General features: G+C 35.3%; 20 protein-coding genes and 1 pseudogene. 15 read left to right on the top strand and 6 right to left on the bottom strand.

From position 1 onward, the window contains the following. Positions 1-80 precede the first annotated feature (80 nt). On the top strand, positions 81-494 hold the full coding sequence (locus BN1082_RS05650; protein ID WP_090632005.1) for a hypothetical protein: 414 nt from the start codon (positions 81-83) through the stop codon (positions 492-494). 620 nt (positions 495-1,114) lie between these two features. On the opposite strand, the gene BN1082_RS05655 is transcribed toward BN1082_RS05650, so the two are convergent. Together BN1082_RS05655 and BN1082_RS05660 are read right to left on the bottom strand one after the other, a co-directional pair. Next, complete coding sequence (locus tag BN1082_RS05655; protein ID WP_090632008.1) at positions 1,115-1,912, bottom strand: tyrosine-protein phosphatase; 798 nt, start codon at positions 1,910-1,912, stop codon at positions 1,115-1,117. A 404-nt stretch (positions 1,913-2,316) separates the two neighbouring features. Further along, entirely contained in the window at positions 2,317-2,964 is a 648-nt protein-coding gene (locus BN1082_RS05660; RefSeq protein ID WP_090632010.1) for a GntR family transcriptional regulator, read from the bottom strand. Positions 2,965-3,239: 275 nt separating this feature from the next. On the opposite strand from BN1082_RS05660, the gene BN1082_RS05665 reads away from it, so the two are divergent. The 5 genes and pseudogenes from BN1082_RS05665 to BN1082_RS05685 all read left to right on the top strand — a co-directional run bounded on the left by BN1082_RS05665 (position 3,240) and on the right by BN1082_RS05685 (position 8,034). Next, on the top strand, positions 3,240-4,571 hold the full coding sequence (locus tag BN1082_RS05665; RefSeq protein WP_176699658.1) for a glycoside-pentoside-hexuronide (GPH):cation symporter: 1,332 nt from the start codon (positions 3,240-3,242) through the stop codon (positions 4,569-4,571). A 59-nt stretch (positions 4,572-4,630) separates the two neighbouring features. Then, entirely contained in the window at positions 4,631-6,340 is a 1,710-nt protein-coding gene (locus tag BN1082_RS05670) for a glycoside hydrolase family 3 protein (RefSeq protein ID WP_090632016.1), read from the top strand. Between the two features lie 396 nt (positions 6,341-6,736). Then, positions 6,737-6,805, top strand: a pseudogene (locus BN1082_RS28835) (YjcZ family sporulation protein); the annotation flags it as partial. A gap of 289 nt (positions 6,806-7,094) precedes the next feature. Further along, positions 7,095-7,643 (top strand): GNAT family N-acetyltransferase, encoded by a 549-nt coding sequence (locus BN1082_RS05680; protein ID WP_090632021.1) that lies wholly within the window; start codon positions 7,095-7,097, stop codon positions 7,641-7,643. Positions 7,644-7,788: 145 nt separating this feature from the next. After that, complete coding sequence (locus tag BN1082_RS05685) at positions 7,789-8,034, top strand: hypothetical protein (protein WP_090632022.1); 246 nt, start codon at positions 7,789-7,791, stop codon at positions 8,032-8,034. A 95-nt stretch (positions 8,035-8,129) separates the two neighbouring features. Here BN1082_RS05685 and BN1082_RS05690 read toward each other — a convergent pair whose 3' ends face one another. Beyond that, the gene (locus BN1082_RS05690) at positions 8,130-8,600 is read right to left on the bottom strand and encodes a hypothetical protein (RefSeq protein WP_090632025.1); all 471 of its coding nucleotides are present in this window, start codon (positions 8,598-8,600) and stop codon (positions 8,130-8,132) included. A 174-nt stretch (positions 8,601-8,774) separates the two neighbouring features. Beyond that, positions 8,775-9,866 (bottom strand): low temperature requirement protein A, encoded by a 1,092-nt coding sequence (locus BN1082_RS05695; protein ID WP_090632029.1) that lies wholly within the window; start codon positions 9,864-9,866, stop codon positions 8,775-8,777. Positions 9,867-10,082: 216 nt separating this feature from the next. Between BN1082_RS05695 and BN1082_RS05700 the strand changes: the two genes are divergently transcribed. The 4 genes from BN1082_RS05700 to BN1082_RS05715 all read left to right on the top strand — a co-directional run bounded on the left by BN1082_RS05700 (position 10,083) and on the right by BN1082_RS05715 (position 12,170). Further along, positions 10,083-10,868: an alpha/beta fold hydrolase gene (locus tag BN1082_RS05700; protein ID WP_090632032.1), complete on the top strand. Its 786-nt coding sequence runs from the start codon at positions 10,083-10,085 to the stop codon at positions 10,866-10,868. Positions 10,869-10,891: 23 nt separating this feature from the next. Next, positions 10,892-11,119, top strand: coding sequence for a (4Fe-4S)-binding protein (locus tag BN1082_RS05705; RefSeq protein ID WP_090632034.1), 228 nt, complete (start codon positions 10,892-10,894; stop codon positions 11,117-11,119). Positions 11,120-11,133: 14 nt separating this feature from the next. Further along, positions 11,134-11,409: a GNAT family N-acetyltransferase gene (locus BN1082_RS05710; protein ID WP_176699659.1), complete on the top strand. Its 276-nt coding sequence runs from the start codon at positions 11,134-11,136 to the stop codon at positions 11,407-11,409. Between the two features lie 470 nt (positions 11,410-11,879). Continuing rightward, the gene (locus BN1082_RS05715; protein WP_090632036.1) at positions 11,880-12,170 is read left to right on the top strand and encodes a hypothetical protein; all 291 of its coding nucleotides are present in this window, start codon (positions 11,880-11,882) and stop codon (positions 12,168-12,170) included. Between the two features lie 126 nt (positions 12,171-12,296). Here the strand turns inward: BN1082_RS05715 and BN1082_RS05720 are convergent, their stop codons facing one another. Continuing rightward, positions 12,297-12,755: a MarR family winged helix-turn-helix transcriptional regulator gene (locus BN1082_RS05720; protein ID WP_090632039.1), complete on the bottom strand. Its 459-nt coding sequence runs from the start codon at positions 12,753-12,755 to the stop codon at positions 12,297-12,299. A gap of 150 nt (positions 12,756-12,905) precedes the next feature. Here BN1082_RS05720 and BN1082_RS05725 point away from each other — a divergent pair, with 150 nt between their 5' ends. Together BN1082_RS05725 and BN1082_RS05730 are read left to right on the top strand one after the other, a co-directional pair. Then, a complete protein-coding gene (locus BN1082_RS05725) occupies positions 12,906-13,490 on the top strand; it encodes a DUF3238 domain-containing protein (protein WP_090632041.1) in 585 nt (194 codons plus the stop codon). Positions 13,491-13,558: 68 nt separating this feature from the next. After that, positions 13,559-14,191, top strand: coding sequence for an FMN-dependent NADH-azoreductase (locus BN1082_RS05730; protein ID WP_090632043.1), 633 nt, complete (start codon positions 13,559-13,561; stop codon positions 14,189-14,191). Between the two features lie 460 nt (positions 14,192-14,651). Here BN1082_RS05730 and BN1082_RS05740 read toward each other — a convergent pair whose 3' ends face one another. Then, a complete protein-coding gene (locus BN1082_RS05740; RefSeq protein ID WP_090632046.1) occupies positions 14,652-15,179 on the bottom strand; it encodes an isochorismatase family protein in 528 nt (175 codons plus the stop codon). Between the two features lie 363 nt (positions 15,180-15,542). Here BN1082_RS05740 and BN1082_RS26940 point away from each other — a divergent pair, with 363 nt between their 5' ends. The 3 genes from BN1082_RS26940 (at position 15,543) to BN1082_RS28840 (ending at position 16,762) form a co-directional block, all read left to right on the top strand. Beyond that, on the top strand, positions 15,543-15,719 hold the full coding sequence (locus BN1082_RS26940; RefSeq protein ID WP_141650822.1) for a DUF4083 family protein: 177 nt from the start codon (positions 15,543-15,545) through the stop codon (positions 15,717-15,719). 120 nt (positions 15,720-15,839) lie between these two features. After that, positions 15,840-16,280: a hypothetical protein gene (locus tag BN1082_RS05745; protein ID WP_090632048.1), complete on the top strand. Its 441-nt coding sequence runs from the start codon at positions 15,840-15,842 to the stop codon at positions 16,278-16,280. 404 nt (positions 16,281-16,684) lie between these two features. Next, the gene (locus BN1082_RS28840; protein ID WP_425412129.1) at positions 16,685-16,762 is read left to right on the top strand and encodes a putative holin-like toxin; all 78 of its coding nucleotides are present in this window, start codon (positions 16,685-16,687) and stop codon (positions 16,760-16,762) included. Positions 16,763-17,287 lie beyond the last annotated feature (525 nt).

The raw sequence follows: 17,287 nt of genomic DNA on the forward strand, positions 1-17,287 counted from the left end.
GTGAACATAAATGAACATACACAAGTCAAATACCATAAAATAAATAGTCAATTGACTATTTATTTTGTGGAGGAAAAAAAGTGATTAGGTATCATAATAACCGGCAAAAGCCGCCTCATCCCATTCTATTGGAGGCAAAACAAATTGCTCCAAATCAAATATTAATTACTTATGATCAGCGGACTGATTTAGCGTCTGCAACAAATATCTCCAATTACTGGATTAGAGGTAATATAGAGCATCCCATTTCCACTGGTATTTCAACTGAGGGAATGGACTATGAACTTGCGGGATCAAACTCCATACGTCCTGATGCAGGAATAATTATACCTATCGATTATTCGAATATGAGATTCGTCATGACATTTAGGGCTAATGCTATATCGGGTCTCATGCATATTGTGCTCCCTTGTTTTGTTAATTTAGAAGGAATGACTGGTTTTGATGATGCAAATTGGGGGCCTTTCAGTAGAAATATGTTTATCGGCATGTAAAACCAAATATGAACGGTCAATGTTACGTTAAATGTAAATTTTTCAACATCAATGTTTAACATAGCAATTTTTTTAAACCAGAGGGTAGCGTGTTGTTCTTTGTATAAGCTGCTCTAGGCTATTGCATGAAATACCATACATCTCAATTTCTCTAGTAACAAGTCACTAAAATGTGTTTTCTTCTTTGATTTATAACATCAACAATGAAATTTAGCATAGTTTTTTGGGAATACAGGAGTATTTCATTAAATTTTGGCTGCTTATAGGGGCTTAAAGTAATAAAAATATAGGCTATCAGCGAATTTTACACTTCTATCAGCGAATCAGTTTTTCATGGTAACTTTCAGCGATTTACATTCAAAAGGAGGGTTTAAATTTGGAAGGAAAATAAATATAAGCTTAGAATGGAATAAAGATGACGCAATATAGGTTAGGAAAAAAGTTTATTGAATATATTTCAGGGAAAAGCCAAGTGGCAATCTCTTTTTTAGTAAAGATTCCATAAACACTAATGCTTCTGTCTCCAATGAGTACACAGACCCCAATTGAAAAAGGAACTAGGATTACCCCAATTCCCTTTCAATGAAATCTCATCCGATTTTATCTAGACATACATGATCCTATTCAAGACAAAAGCTCTGTAATGCCTGTCGTTTTTCCTTTGTTAAACCGAACTCATGAGCAAAGTACGTATCAAGGTTTCCATACGTATTCGTAATAGATTGGAAAGCGCCCTCTAAAAACTCCTCTTTTACTCCAAGCAGCTGTTCCATAACTTGAAGACCTCTGTCATCAAAATGCGCTGAAATTTGCTTCAATACTTTTTCGTTAAACTCTTTCATCGTTTCATTAGTCAATAAATAATCTTTCATAACTGTTTCTTTCGGAACCCCAAGCGCTGATAAAATTAGAGCAGCACCAACACCCGTACGATCCTTTCCAGCAACACAATGATGTAATAAGCCCAAATTATTGGGGTCTTGGATAATTTGCATCAATCGTTTGTAAGCTGGATTTTTTAGTGGAAGTTTGGAATACAACTCCGACATAAAATCTAAGTTAAGATTTTTGAAGAAATTACTTCTAGTCAGTTCTTCGATAGTGCCGAATGGATTATTTTGCTCTGATGCCATGATACGTTCGTATGTCACATTTGAAAGAATAGGGTCGGGCTTCGTTTGTGCTTCCAAATCATCGCGATAATCAAAAATGTATTTAATGTTTAATGTTTTGAAGAAATTCAAATCTGCATCTGTTAAACCTGTTAGTTCAGCTGAACGGAAAAAAAGTCCAAACTTTACTGTACGGCCATCAGATGTTTTATAGCCGCCCATATCACGAAAGTTATTAGCTCCAATAAAAGGGACTACTCGGTTTGCAGGATAGGTCTCAAAACGATTTGCTGTTGTAATTTCCATTAAATAAACACCTCTTCTAATTGTAATTATGAACACTTGCTTATAGGAGAGTTGGAAAATAACATCCTCTTTTTAACACAAGTTGTATACAAGTAGAATACTACTAGATTGTAAAGAAAGCATTAACGTTTTTTTAAATTCTTGTAACTTTCGAATGTTAGATACGTTGAACTGATATTCTTTGGGGGCATTTTATCGTTAAAAAATAGGTATTTTGTATACGAAGGGATGCACGGGAATATGCTATACATTCCTACAGCTAATCTAGAACAGAATATGTAAAAGAGAGGGAGAAAAAAGTGTTCTGAATTATAGAGAGAAAAAAAAAGGGACTAAAGATTTAGTATCTGAAGTCCCTGAGTAATGTGAGGTAAAGTCATAGATAGACAAGTAAAATTCAAAATTTACATTCTTCCTTCCGTTACCACACGATTACGAGTGTTGCGAAGAGCCTCTTTTACTATTTGCTTTGCACCTTCAAAATCGCTGGATGCCAAGGCTTGATAAAGAGATTCATTAATGCGGTTATAGGAATAGTGTGGCTGGTGAGGAGTGCGCTTCCAGTTTATGGTGGCAATCATGATAATTTTATCTTGATACGAATCCATATTTTGCAGCATAACTTGATTATTTAAAACAGAAATAATACAGCGTGAAAACATATGGGAATATCTGACGTGTTCAGGATAATTATCTTGACGGCTGGCTTCAATTTGCTTATTGAGACACTTTTCTAATTCAGGGATATCTATAGGACAACCGCGTTCAATAATTGAATCTAACGCTTGTATTTGAAAAGAGATCATCACTTCTATCATATCCAAAATTTCTTTAACCGAAATTTCTTTCACCAAAATGCCCCGATTCTTTAATGAAACCACAAAACCTTCCGATTCCAAATGAGAAATAGCTGTTCGAATCGGTGTTCGACTCATATTTAGTTCATTTGCAAGTTCGTTTTCCGATAATAATGTTCCAGGCATGAAATCGCCGAGAATGATCTTTTGGCGTATTTCTGTATACGCAATATCTATCAAAGATTTAGATGACATTTAACTTTTTATTCCTTTCATTTGTCACTTACAAAATAATCTTAAAGTAGGCGAGGAACAACTGCAAGTAGATAATCGTAAGGTTCATGATTTATAAACGAAAAATTTACATGGAATTTAAAATTAATTAATATATGATTTACAATCAGCTAGTATTCTACTTGTATACAACTAAAAAGAAAGGTGCATCCAGACTAAAAGATATACAAACTAATAAGCGCAGAAACGTATTGTCCATAAACATAAATACACAAGAAATCAGGAGGAGACATATAATGAAGGTTTCGTCAAAAACAGCTCTATCATACGGGCTGGGGAGTCTTGGGTCGAATTTTATTTGGGTGTTCATTCTTAGTTATTTAATGCTATTTTATACCGATTACTTTGGGATTTCGGCAGCTGCTGTAGGAACATTATTTCTTGTTGCTCGAGTTTGGGATGCTTTTATGGATCCTATCATGGGTGTCATTGTGGATAATACAAAATCCAAATGGGGAAAGTTTAGACCGTATCTTCTGGTTGCCCCGGTTATTATGGCCGGTCTTACGGTTCTTTGCTTTTTACAGCCTCATATCAGTCCCGCTGCTAAGATTATTTACGCATATGTAACGTATATCATGTGGGGAATGAGCTACTCTGTAGTGGATGTTCCATATTGGTCCATGACAGCCGCTATCACAGACGATCCAAAGGAACGGATAAAAGTGGTTATGGTACCTCGTGTAATGGCAATTATCGGTGGATTAGTTGTAAGTGTTTTTACCTTACCGCTTGTTAAAGCGTTAAACAGTTGGTTCCTTGTCAGCTTGATCTATGCGGTATTATGTGTCGTCTTTTTCTGGATTACATTTTTCAACGTAAAAGAACAAGTAAACGTAACACGAAATGAAAAGTTTACGTTCAGAGATGCTTTTCGCGTCATCAAATTGAATCAGCCGCTTCTGCTGTTGTTGTTGACAATGTTAATTGAAGATATCGTAACAAAATTCCGAGGTGGTTTCGGTATCTACTATTTCAAATATTATTTACATGCAGAAAATCTTTTCCCTTTCTTTTCTTTGGTGAGCGTAGCGCCAGTATTAATAGGAGCCATGTTTGTACCGATGATTTCGAAGCGCTTAGGGAAAAAGAAAACGACTATCATCGGACTTGTTGGTTACGGCGTGTCGTATATTGCTTTATTCTTTGTAGGCAAAAGTATGATTCCGTTCTTTACACTAACTATTGTAGGTGCTGTGTTTTTTGGTATAGCGACGATTACGATGAGTTCTATGATTGCCGATTGTGTGGAATACAGCGAATGGAAAACTGGAAAACGAGCAGAGGGAACGGTATTTTCTACTAACACATTCCGTTCTAAATTAGCAGGTGCGATTGGGGGAGGAATAGGAGCTTATATGCTTTCTGGTATTGGTTATATCCCTAATCATACTCAATCAGGTACAACATTGGTGTGGATGCAGCTATTATTTACGATTATTCCAGGGATCTTGTTACTATTCTCTGTTGTGCCGCTCATTAAATATCAGTTAACAGAAGGGAATTATGAGAAGATTTTATCTGAGATAAAAATGAAACGAGAAAGCAATATAGCTAAGGCTCAGTGAAAACACAATTTTTTCATCAGATTAAAATATAAAAAAGTGACCCGAGGAGGAAAAACAGGATGAATTTAAAGGGAAATCCATTTTATTTAACAGATGAAGATATTGATTGGGTGAACAAAACCTTATCCTCTATGACTACTGAAGAAAAAGTCGGACAACTTTTCTGCCTGCACGGCATGTTAAAGGATAAAGAGCTTTTAAAAGAGACATTAGATACCTATAAGCCCGGGGGATTTATGTTTAGACCGGATAAGGGGGAGACGATTCAGGATGTTCATCGTTTCTTGCAAGAGCAATCCGCTATTCCTCTACTTCTTGCGGCAAACCTAGAAGCCGGAGGAAATGGCATTGCATTGGACGGGACAGCAGTTGCTAATCCCATGCAGACAGCAGCAACAGGAAACACGGAAATAGCATACAAGTTAGGGGAAATTGCAGCTAAAGAGGGCAGTACTGTAGGCTGTAACTGGTCTTTTGCACCTGTAGTAGATATTGATATAAACTTTCGAAATCCTATTACCAATATTCGTACCTTTGGATCAGATGTATCCACCGTTATAAAAATGAGCAAAGCGTATGTACAAGCCTTGCAAGAAAACGGACTAGCGGCATCCATCAAACATTTTCCGGGAGACGGTGTCGATGAAAGAGATCACCATCTAGTGACTTCTGTTAACTCTCTCTCTGTAGAGGAGTGGGATCGTACCTATGGTATTATTTATAAGGAATTAATTGAGGCAGGTACAAAAACGATTATGCCTGGACATATTATGCTCCCTCATTATTCCAAAAAGCTTCGTCCTGATATAAAGGACGAAGAAATAATGCCGGCTACTCTATCTAAAGAATTGTTACAGGATTTACTAAGAGAACAACTGCAATTTAATGGTGTTATTGTCTCTGACTCTACCATGATGGCTGGGTTCGCAATGGCAAAGAATAGAGAAGAGGCAGTTCCTTTAACAATCGAAGCGGGCTGCGATGTGTTCCTTTTTAACCGAGATATCCAAGAGGACTTTAATTTTATGATGAAGGGTCTTGAAAATGGACTGCTGACGATGGAAAGAGTAGAGGAAGCAGCTACGAGAGTGTTGGCCTTAAAAGCATCTCTTGGTCTCCATAAAAAAGAAGCCGTTGCGATAGTTCTGAGAGATGAGGAGCTTAAGGTACTTGGCTGTCAAGAACATAAGAAGTGGGCATCCATTGCAGCAGATGAATCCATTACCTTAGTAAAAGATACAAAACAATTACTACCTATATCCTCTAATCAATATCGGCGAGTTTTGTTAATTCCTGTAGAGGGCATAAACTCTCAGTTAAAAGCAGAGGGCTTCTACTCAAAATCCTACACTGAAAGCTTTGCAGATCAGCTGCGAACAAATGGGTTTGAGGTGGTTATCTTTGACCCAAATCAAAATTTTGGAGCGTCATTTACAGCGCCTACGTACACAATAAAAGAACAATTTGACCTTGTTATTTATTTGGCGAACCTTTCTTCCGCTATGCTAAAGCCTACTTTGCGGGTGCAGTGGTCGCCAATGCTTGCGGGTGACTTACCATGGTTCATTCAGGAAGTGCCTACTATTTTCATTTCTCTAGGCAACCCATATCATTTATTCGATATTCCGAGAGTCCCTGTCATGATTAACTGCTATCACGCAAACGAAAACATTATTGATTATCTTTATAAGAAGTTAACTGGGGAATCCGAATTTAAAGGGAAGAGCCCGGTAGACCCGTTTTGTGGATGTTGGGATACTCGGCTTTAACGAATGATGTGTTATTGTAGCCTAACCAGAATAGCACAGGAGTATTGAGTGAAGAAAGGCTGATTTGTAAATTCTCTAATTAATTTACTTTTAATCAGCACTTGTCCATTCCATTTTTTCTTTATTGAATATGTTATTACTATCCACCGAACATATATAGCTACCTCCTTAGAGGCGTTTGCAGATTATGCAGACGCTTCTTTGTATTCTTACGTAAAATCGCTGATTTATCCTATCGCTATGATGATTGTCCAATCAAAACCTTTCTTAAAAAAATATATATAATTAGAAGGTTTCCCCTTCGAATAATCAAAAAAGGGGGTGAGAAATATGGGTTGGTATGGCGGATACGGCGGATTTGGATACGGCGGATATGGATACGGCGGATACGGCGGCGGTTCAGCATTTGTTTTAATCGTTGTATTGTTCATTCTTCTTATCATTGTAGGAACTTCATTCATTTAATGTGCACTTAACATAGGGCATGTTGGGTTCCACAATACGACAAAAGGACAGATTGGTTAGTCAAATCTGTCCTTTTGTTTTTTAAATTCCTTATTTAAACTGATCCGTTAGTAGTTTAGAAAAAGAGTTGCTTCTGCATTCTTTGTTCAAATATGGCACCCGTTTGTACAATAACTAGGCATTATTTTGATTGAAGGAGATGTTCCATGGATTGGCGAATTAGAGAGAGTACAACGATCAGATCTTTTTTACAAAAAGGAGATTTTAGAAGATCAAGGAGTGATTTTGGTTGTATAACGTTGAGATAAGAAGACCACGAATTGAGGATTGTGAAGAGCTACATCAATTTTTTACTACAGTCATTAAGGATACGTATGCCAGAGAAGGTTTATCGGAGCTGATTGATGATATAGAAAATGAAATTGAAATGAAGAAAAAATATTTGATATCTGATTTTGAGAGCAATGGGAAGAATCGATATTTTTTGGTCACTATAGATAAAAACAGTAATAAAATTATCGGTACAATTGAATATGGTCCTGCTAGTGAGTTGATTGCTATTTGTACAGATGGAGCATTGAAAGAATGGTATGAGGTAGGAACTGTATTTGTTCTTCCGGATTATCAAAGAGTTGGAATCGGTACTTTACTATTAAATGAAATGTTTCTCACCTTAAAGAATAAGGGAATCAAAGAATTTTGTTTAGATAGCGGGTATACCAATGCACAAAAGGTATGGAAAAAGAAATTTGGAGAGCCTGATTATTTGCTGAAGGATTATTGGGGTGAAGGGTTTGATCATATGATTTGGCGGAGAAGCATTAATGATGAAATATGATCATTACATACCTTTTATTTTTCCAAAAAATAACGTTTTATCGGTACATTCCTAATGTGTTGAATTATTGACACATTGATTTCGATGTTTCTGTGCTATTCTTAATTTACTCTATTAAACTTTTAAAATTCTTGGAGGGTTAAGAATGAGCTGCGGATGTACATCAAGGTTAAAAGATGGGAAAGACGTCGTTGACCATGTAAAAAGTAAAGGCAGAGAAAACAATGCACCAAAAGTGGCACACGAGATTAACTGTGAGTGTGGAGAAACCTTTACATTAGAAACGATTGTTATGAACTGTCCAAAATGTGGAATGACTTATGCAGTAACACCTTGTGGGTCTGATGATAAAAACAATATCAAGCTTGCTGGCATAAAATACGCAAAATAACTTAATTGTTTTTACAAATAAATGATTTTTAAGAAGATTAGGTTGTTGCTGCAACCTTTTTTTAATTCAGTTAAACAAATTGGAATTTATAAAACTTATTTTATCGCTTTTAAATGCTGAATGTGTATTCCTATATGTCCTATACCAATTATGATAGCAGATGCAATCAGCCAAATAACTTTACCATAAATACCTAATAGCATAAAAGCCATGACAGGCAGACTTGCGAGAGGTACGGGAATCCCACAAAAACTACGATAAAAATTCTCTTCTGTATTCTCATTACTATAATATCTAATCCAACAAATCTCATAAAGAATCATCAGTAAAAATGATGCTATTAGCCACAAACTCCATACTGAAAACGGAGCAATGTTAAAATCACTAAAAATCAAAATACTACACGAACAGCACACTTGCCCAATACGTTCAAACAATAATAATATTTTGTTTTCTTGGGAATAGTCATAATCTATTGGCAGATTCTTACTCCAAATGATATTTGGAATGAATAGCATCAATAAATATATTAGACCTACATATGAAAATCCTAAATGGCCTAACATATAATCCCTCCTAAAAAATACTATTATTCTATCTGCTACAAATTATTATTTTTCCGCGGATTATATAAATAATCTTTACTTAGGAGTTAATTACAATTGTTACTTAATTTTACTTTATAGAAATTAGATTTCTTTGTATATAATATTTATCACTACCTTCTATAATAGTTCCATTTAAGTCGTTGTAAATTTAGCATAGATGACAAAAAACAGGGTTAACTCGCAAGTTATGACAATGTTTGGAACCATTACGATCATATCCAATATAAAAAAGGCGGCTAAGATCCCTAAAAATAATCCATAATGATGAATTTTCAAACGATGTTGTTCATATCTGTATTGATGAAAAACAATGGAAGTTGCCGTGAGATAGAGCAATACAGAACTAAAGACAAAATATACGATAAAGGAATAATGAACCTCATGCAAAAACATCAGTTTGATGGAGGCGGCAATCATGCTCAAAGACATTAGAATAAACAGATGTCCGTAAAGGATCGTTTGTCCGGCACTCTGAATGGACTTGTTCACCTTCTTTTCAACATGATCGAAATATTGCCACCAGATCGAAATAATCAGGATAAAGGAAATAAGCGAAAATGCGATCGTATGCCAATCTCCTTTTTGCGGCTGTAATATAAACAGAGTGCTGACGACCGATTCTCCAAAAAGGATTAATGTCAATGAAGCAAAACGTTCTAATAAATGTGCTGTATTGGTCGGGGCTTTCACTAAATACTTACGCCCGAAAATCGGCACAATAATATCGACAATAATGCCAGCATATAACACTGCGTAGCGGATCCATGAATCGAAAAAGATCGAAAGAGAGGAGATGATGATTCCGATCCAAAAACGCGTCCCTAAAAACTGAGCTACCTCTTTTCTATTTTTATCTTCTAATTTCTGAACAACCAGATATTGAATCGCTGTTATTGCTCTTATTCCAATATAGCCAATCAGAAATGGGCGATAATATTGGTCAAAATGAACCGATAAGCTTGAAGTCATGATCAGAACAAATAACATTTGCAAGATCATATAAATCCGTTGATGCAAAAAATCCTGTCCAAACCGATTCACAAACATCGTTTGACCAGTCCAAGACCACCAAATCGGGATAAACATGAGTACAAACTTAATATAATATTCCGGATGGATAACCCCTTTTTCAACATGAAGCAATACTTGAGTAGTCGTTGCAACCGCTGCTGCAAAAAGCAAGTCATAAAAGAGTTCTAACCAGGTGACTTTTTTTTCTTCCATTTACACCACTCCCCCATCCCTAAATAGATTATAGTAACAAGATCCTGCAGCTTCAATTGAAAAAGACGGTATTTATTTTTATTGAAAAAAGAGGATATAGGGGATTTTAAAGAGAATTATCTAGAAGTTTCCATTAATGTCGAAAAAAAAGAGATCACTTACAAATATGTTTGAGAATTATTTTCAATTAACAAAGAGATGGGAGCTGGAATGATCATGAATAGGAAAACCTTTGCGCTAAAGAGTGGTACCATGGTGTATCGAGATGAAGGAGACGGTAAGCCGATTGTTTTGCTCCACGGATTTTGTGGAAGTCATCAGTATTGGGATCACGTCATTCCTGAATTGTCAAAAGACTATCGGGTGATCGCGCCAGATCTCCCTGGTCATGGAAATTCAACTGTTACAAATGAACAACAGTCCATTGAGGCAATGGCCGACACGATTAAAGTGCTGTTGGATCGATTGGCATTAGAGGATGTAGCTATGTTTGGACATTCCTTAGGCGGCTACATCACACTAGCATTTGCTGAAAAATATAGCAGCCTCTTGAATCGTTTCTCACTTGTTCACTCGACTGCCTTTCCTGATTCAGAAGAAGCAAAAAAGGGGAGAGCAGCTGCAATCGAAAAAGTGACACTTGAGGGAATTCCCTCTCTCATCGATGGGTTGGTGCCTAAACTTTTTTCTCCAGATAATCTGAAGAAACATGCAGATGACGTGGAAGCAACCAAGGAAATTGGTTACGCCACCTCGCCTGAAGGTGCCATTGGTGCTCTAAAAGCAATGAAGAGTCGGCCTGACCGAAATCACGTTCTTGAGAACACCTCATTGCCGGTTCTATTAATCGCCGGTGACAAGGACCAGGTCATCCCCTATGAAAAAACCTTTTCCGTGGCGAAGGGAAACATTCAGCATTCTTTACTAAAAAACACGGGCCATATGAGTATGTATGAAGCACCTGAACAACTTATTTCTGAGATGAAGGTTTTTTTAAAGTGATGTTTTTATAGGGGGGATTAATTATGAGTAATGGATATAAACGTTATAACGGGGAACACATCGATGTCTTCTTCGACTCTGAAAAATGCGCTCATGCAGCAAAATGTGTAAAAGGGTTACCAGGGGTATTTGATATAAAAAAGAAGCCATGGATTAACGTAGATGGAGCAGCAGCTGAGGAAATTTCAAAAGTTATAGATCAATGTCCAAGTGGCGCCTTGCAATATATTAGAAAAGATAGCGAGCAATAGGGGGGAATAATAACATGATCGATATTAAAAAAGATACTAACTCTTTTTACGTAGGAGAAGTAAATCAGAAGGATGCACAAATCCATTTTGTCTCAACTGGAGAAGAATTAATTATAGTGGATCATACCATTGTTTCAGACAGCCTTCGCGGTCAACATGTCGGAGAAGCATTAGTTAAGAAAATCGTTGAGTTTGCTCGGGAAGAAGGGAAAAAGGTCGTCCCTTTATGTCCATTTGCGAAGAGTCAGTTTGACCGTCATGAAGAATATGATGACGTTTTAGCAAAATAAAGATTGCATAATTCCATCAAAATAGTCGCTTTGATTTTTCTAACAAAAATGATTGTGAGGTGATAATCATGTTATCTTGGTTAGTAGGAATCACAGGCGCTGGCATATCTTTTATCTTATTCTCTATATTATTTGGGGGATTAAACAAAAGTATGTTACGATTGTTCATTCCCATTCAAAAATTTACAAATAAACTTCAAAGGAAAAGGTTATATAGTAATTTGACTGTAATCATTTAATTATGATCAGTGCTAGTATTAACTATTATTATAAATTAGGCAATCTTATGTATGGTAGCTTAATAGGATTCTTTTTTGCATTAAAAGTTATAATTTTTGATGAATTAGCAACGGTTAAAAATTAAAATATACGTAGATCTATACCCCCATCTTTATTCCAAACCCAAATGGGTCCTATTTTATTCTAAAATTATCTAGACTGTACTTAATAAAGAAGGAAGAGCGATAATAATGTTTAATAAGTTAAAGAACTTCATCTTTCATGAAAATGGTACAATCCGATTTCAATTGGATGATTGGTATTATTGGTATAAAGACCCCCAAGTCTTTCATGATGCAGTGGTAGAACACTTATTAAAAGAAGGGAAAACTGTTCAAACACTTCAAGTTACAAAACGTGTGACAAGCAATATTATTTCAACTTTAATTATTGATGGAAAGAAGTATCAACTTTCAGTTCAAAATGCTTCCAATAGAGTCATCGTGCAGACAGCCGTATTAAAAAAATTAGATGAAAAATAGTCGGCAATAGCGAGAAATTGTTAGGCTGTGCACATTTAACAGGAAAATACATATTTTTATCGTTTGGGAATCATCTGTTTCTTAAGTTAATGGAAGTGCGGTTGGTTCCCTTTATAGACTCTATACTTACCAGACAGGTCGTAACCTCGATGACAATTTATCTTCATTTGCTTCATTAACTAATTTTGTTAAATCTTCTTTGAGCATTTGCATTCGTTCAGCACCTATGTTTTCAATCCAACGTTGCTCAATCTCGGTTAGTATCTTCTCTTTTGCTTTCACTACAGACCAACCTCGTTCGGTCAAAACAATAATTTTCCCTCTCTTATCAGTGGGATGAGGTTGGCGCGTAACATAATCACATTTCTCAAGATAATCTACCATTTTACTTACTGCTTGCTTTGTAATTCCTAAATGTTCAGCTAGTTCTATACCTGTTGCTCCGTTAGGAATCATATATTTAAACATAAAACCATGTGCAGGTCTAATATCTCCATAACTCAAATCACTCAATCTGTCATGTAGTTCATTAATCGTAGCACTAAATGATAATGACAAAAGTGATGAAAGATCCAATTGATTCATACATGAAGCCTCCTTAAATAAAGTCAATTAAGTTGACTTTATTCTGATTTCATTGTACTATACGTAATGTAGTCAATCAAGTTGACTATGTTGCTTATAATACAATATGAGATTCGCTGATAAAAATTAATAAACTATGGAGGGTTCAATATGGTTAACATTGTAAAAATTAGAGCAAGCATATTTATCCCAATGTCTTGGACTGAACCTAGGAAGGATATTCAAACCGGAAAAGTAATCCAATTCGAAGGTGACTCACGTGAATTTACACCATATGCTGTAAACACTATGCGTTCCAGAGTTGAACAAGAAGTAGTTGTAGATTTTTATAAAAAAGAAGTTTTCTCATATGCGAACACTGGTATATCAACAGAAAGAGTAACAAATCCAGATGGCTCTGTTAATAAAAGAACAGGAAAAGCTAGTACAGAAGGTATTTTGTGCACGAATATTGTATGGAAATCTGATGACGTTACATTTCAAATGAGTGCTAGCGCTAGTAATCCATTAAATATATATGCGCCTACCGTTGACTATCTATTAACTGTACACGTCAAAAAAGATGGAATGATCGATATTAAAGGATCACATGATGGATTCCCTTGTTATGAATTTTATAAGCAAATAGATTTTGGCCCGATTGAACAAATTTATACTCATGATTTCAGAGTAACAGGTGATACGCCTGAAGCACTAGCTGGAGAAATGGAGTATAGTTTTAAAAAGATATTGTAAAGTCAAGGTATTGCCACATCGGCATCAATACAAGTTTTATATGTGTTAACAAAAGGAGATAGATCAATATGAACATGTTAGTAGTCAAAGCAAATAATCGCCCAGCTTCAGATGCTGTATCAAGTAAAATGTATGAAACTTTCATGGAGAACTTAGAAGGTTCAAACGTAACAACCTACGATGTATTTGCAGAAGATATGCCTTACTTTGGTCAAGATTTATTCAATGCTTTCGGTAAAGTAAAATCAGGCGAAGTAATGACAGATGTAGAACAACGTATTTTAGCGGCCAAACAAAAAGCAATGGATGCATTAACTGCAGCAGACGTAGTTGTATTTGCATTTCCGTTATGGAACTTAACCATTCCAGCTAAATTACAAACATTTATTGACTATGTATTCCAATCTGGTTTCACATTCAAATACAACGAAAAAGGACAATTAGTGGGCTTAATGCCTGGCAAAAAAGCTATTATTCTAAGTGCCCGCGGAGGGATTTACTCAACACCAGAAACGGCACCAATGGAAATGGCTGCAACCTATGTTAAAAACATTGTTGGTGGAGTATTTGGTATGGAAATAGTCGCTGAAGTTATTATCGAAGGCCATAATGCAATGCCAGCTCAAGCCGAGACTATAATTGCTGAAGGTCTAGCAAAAGTTGCAGAAGTAGCAAAAAGCTTCTCAGCAGTAACAATTTAAGGGACAGGCTGTTTATAGAAAATTATTATATACTCTATAAAAATACTTACGAAAATAATCTTCACTTATAAATAAGATATCAAAGCTAATTTTTATGAAACTAAAATTGCTTTCCTAATAGATCTGGCTGCCAAACACGGCAGCCTTTGTTATTGGGGGATTGAAGAAAAGAAGCTAAATTTCCATTTGAATTTATTTTCGAGGTGAACAATTGTCCTTCTTCTAAAAGAAAGGCTGTGTTAAAGGTCATTGTTGATTTTTGAAACTATGTTGATTGGAGCGGAAGGCGCGAGACTCCTGCGGGGGTAAGGGGCAGGGGAGACCCCACAGGCGCTTAAGCGCCGAGGAGGCTCCCCGGAACGCCCGCGGAAAGCGAAGCGCCTGGAGCGCAAATCAACAGACAAGTTTAACAAAGCCAAAAGAAAAAGAACGGTAAATAACCGCCCTTTAAGTAGTTTATTTATAATTTTGTTTCACCATCAATGACAGTTAGGAATCGATTATTCCAAATAGCCTCATGATGATTAATAATATCACTTGCATTTAAAATTACACCATCTAATGTACTATGAGTCTCTTTGAAAAGTAGATTTTTTTGATACCCTAAACTATAGGCTGCTCTAATAGTTGTGTCGAGACAAAACTCTGTCTGTGCTCCAGCAAAAATAAGTTGTTCTATTTCATTAGTTTTTAAGTAATCTAAGAGCTCAGTTTGATAGAACGAATCCCATTTTGTTTTTTGGATAATTTTATCGGTAGAGGCTACTAATAAATTTTTATGTAGTTTCCAGTCATTTTTCCCTTCAAAAAGTTCGTTTTGTTCGTTTTGATCTGTATGTTGAATGAAGATAACTTGTATATTTTTTTCATGAGCCTGCTTAATTAGCTTATTAATATTCATAACTAATTGTTCATTATTGTGTAAATAGTATTGTGGATGATTAAAGAAAATTTCTTGCATATCAACAATGATTAGAGCCTGCTTCATCAAATAACACTTCCTGTTCGTTTCTTTTTAAATATATCAAGTAGCAATTAAATTTAGCAATAAAAGAAAATGTCCTTGTTCAAATAGATTGGCGGAAGAAATGCACAACAAAATACGAAATTCAAAGCTTGTGACATTCGTCAGTGGACATCTCTTCTTAATTTATAAGGTCTGAACAATTCGTTGATTCGGTAACTAAATTTCTCGGAGGTTTGGAACTTAAATAATGTAATTTGTTAGCTGCCATTTCGGGTAGCTTTTTTTATTTGGGCAGTTCAATAATTGTAAAATACTATGGTCAGAAAGGATTTTTCTATATTTTGGTAGAAGATATAATGTAGAAGAAAAGGAAGGGGATAGAAAATGAATTTATATTTTGGAGATATCATTTTTCAGCTGTTTGTATTCCTTATACCAATTATTTTTATTATTTTAGGCATTGTTTTTTTTCGTTCTTCAAAGAAGAGGACAGAACAATTAAAACGAATTGAAGAAAAATTAGATAGAGTATCAGAACAAAACTATAAAAAATTAGAATAGACTGACTTACATTATTTACAAAGGAAAGTGATAAACTCCTATAATAATTGATATGTCAGCCGAGAGTTAAAGCTATGTTAACCTATATTAAAATTGTTAAAAGTATTTGTGGTGAAAAAAATGAATGAATTTAAAAGTGGAGTTTGGTCTGCAATTCTTTGTTTTATATTGGGAACAATTTTTATAACAAGAGCTATAAATGAACCTGGATTTTATACAATTGTAGCGATTCCATATTTTGCTGCACTTATATTATTTATTAAGTATATTATAGGATACAAAATTATTTGGGATGAAGAAGGATTAAAGTATTACCCTTCAGGAAAAATAATATATTGGAGCGAAGTTGAAAGGATTCAATTGAAGGAGAATTCGAAATACGGCTTTCGTATAACAAAAATATATATAAGAAAAGAATATAAATCTAAGGTGAAAAAACGTTTTGGTTTTTATGATTGGTATTTCAATAATTCGACAGAAATATCATGGTTGGTGTATAAAAAGTGTGAAACTAACCACGAGAAACTAACTGAATATTGGAATTCAATAAGTCGTGAATAAAGAAAAATGTATTTGAAAAATCGAAAGCATAATAACCTCTAATATGAACTGGTGCTTTCCTAAAAGATCTGGCTGCCAAATACGGTAGCCTTTTGTTATGGAGGAAGATAAAGAAGGAAAAGTGTAATTTAATATTGAATTACTCAAAGTTGAAAAAATTTGTTTCCTTGTTGGAATTAAATCTCTTATATGCTGCATACGATAATACTTTTGGGATGAAGAGGGATTAAAGTATTCTCTTTCAGGAAAGGTGATATATTGGAGTGAAGTTGAAAAGATTTAATTGAAAGAAAATTCTAAATATGGATATAATAGAATATGTACAGTTGCAAAGTAGGGTGGGCAGCGGCCATTTCCTCAAAGAGAGGGGGTGACGCGCTGGAATGATAACTTTTTACGAGGCAATGACTCTGATGATAACATTTTCGAGTCTAATCGTATCGGTGATCACTGTCGTTATTTCTCTAATAAAAAAGAAATAACCCTCCCTGCTCTCGACCAGTAGTTGAAGGATTATTTCTTTCCAGGGTCGCTGCACTTCATGCAGTGTAGCTGTATATTGAGGGATGCCAGTTCCAGCTGGTGTCCCTTTTTTAATCTGTGCTGTATATCTTCATTATATGCATACCCAATTATATTGTAAAGTAAACATATGGCTATTTGTGATTACTGTACCTAACCGCAATATGAGTAAGCAGTTTTAAAAGAATTGATACACGAAATGAAATGAACCAAATAAAGAATAGTGGAAATACTGGTATTTTATGGAGTGAGCTATTTTTTTAACACCTATTATATTACGTGAATGTAATAAATAGAACTGAGCTCGGTAATGCATACTGCTGGGCTTTTCGATTTGAAAAAGGGCTTTAGAAAAGCTATGTTTTTGATTTTCCTATTTTACTGGAAATATTATCGTAATATAACTGCCACCGAAGTAAAAGATTTAACATCTCCCTGTTCTTTGATTCAGAAAAATTCATGTTACCATTATCAGGTGAAAGAAT

The sequence above is a fragment of the Neobacillus massiliamazoniensis genome (assembly GCF_001048695.1).
Taxonomy (GTDB): Bacteria; Bacillota; Bacilli; order Bacillales; family Cytobacillaceae; genus Neobacillus; species Neobacillus massiliamazoniensis.

What these genes read in the sequence shown, in the direction of transcription:
- BN1082_RS05655 (WP_090632008.1), bottom strand. Translation starts at nt 1,912, where the DNA reads ATGGAAATTACAACAGCAAATCGTTTTGAGACCTATCCTGCAAACCGA.
- BN1082_RS05660 (WP_090632010.1), bottom strand. Translation starts at nt 2,964, where the DNA reads ATGTCATCTAAATCTTTGATAGATATTGCGTATACAGAAATACGCCAA.
- BN1082_RS05665 (WP_176699658.1), top strand. Translation starts at nt 3,240, where the DNA reads ATGAAGGTTTCGTCAAAAACAGCTCTATCATACGGGCTGGGGAGTCTT.
- BN1082_RS05670 (WP_090632016.1), top strand. Translation starts at nt 4,631, where the DNA reads ATGAATTTAAAGGGAAATCCATTTTATTTAACAGATGAAGATATTGAT.
- BN1082_RS05685 (WP_090632022.1), top strand. Translation starts at nt 7,789, where the DNA reads ATGAGCTGCGGATGTACATCAAGGTTAAAAGATGGGAAAGACGTCGTT.
- BN1082_RS05690 (WP_090632025.1), bottom strand. Translation starts at nt 8,600, where the DNA reads ATGTTAGGCCATTTAGGATTTTCATATGTAGGTCTAATATATTTATTG.
- BN1082_RS05695 (WP_090632029.1), bottom strand. Translation starts at nt 9,866, where the DNA reads ATGGAAGAAAAAAAAGTCACCTGGTTAGAACTCTTTTATGACTTGCTT.
- BN1082_RS05700 (WP_090632032.1), top strand. Translation starts at nt 10,083, where the DNA reads ATGAATAGGAAAACCTTTGCGCTAAAGAGTGGTACCATGGTGTATCGA.
- BN1082_RS05705 (WP_090632034.1), top strand. Translation starts at nt 10,892, where the DNA reads ATGAGTAATGGATATAAACGTTATAACGGGGAACACATCGATGTCTTC.
- BN1082_RS05710 (WP_176699659.1), top strand. Translation starts at nt 11,134, where the DNA reads ATGATCGATATTAAAAAAGATACTAACTCTTTTTACGTAGGAGAAGTA.
- BN1082_RS05715 (WP_090632036.1), top strand. Translation starts at nt 11,880, where the DNA reads ATGTTTAATAAGTTAAAGAACTTCATCTTTCATGAAAATGGTACAATC.
- BN1082_RS05720 (WP_090632039.1), bottom strand. Translation starts at nt 12,755, where the DNA reads ATGAATCAATTGGATCTTTCATCACTTTTGTCATTATCATTTAGTGCT.
- BN1082_RS05725 (WP_090632041.1), top strand. Translation starts at nt 12,906, where the DNA reads ATGGTTAACATTGTAAAAATTAGAGCAAGCATATTTATCCCAATGTCT.
- BN1082_RS05730 (WP_090632043.1), top strand. Translation starts at nt 13,559, where the DNA reads ATGAACATGTTAGTAGTCAAAGCAAATAATCGCCCAGCTTCAGATGCT.
- BN1082_RS05740 (WP_090632046.1), bottom strand. Translation starts at nt 15,179, where the DNA reads ATGAAGCAGGCTCTAATCATTGTTGATATGCAAGAAATTTTCTTTAAT.
- BN1082_RS26940 (WP_141650822.1), top strand. Translation starts at nt 15,543, where the DNA reads ATGAATTTATATTTTGGAGATATCATTTTTCAGCTGTTTGTATTCCTT.
- BN1082_RS05745 (WP_090632048.1), top strand. Translation starts at nt 15,840, where the DNA reads ATGAATGAATTTAAAAGTGGAGTTTGGTCTGCAATTCTTTGTTTTATA.
- BN1082_RS28840 (WP_425412129.1), top strand. Translation starts at nt 16,685, where the DNA reads ATGACTCTGATGATAACATTTTCGAGTCTAATCGTATCGGTGATCACT.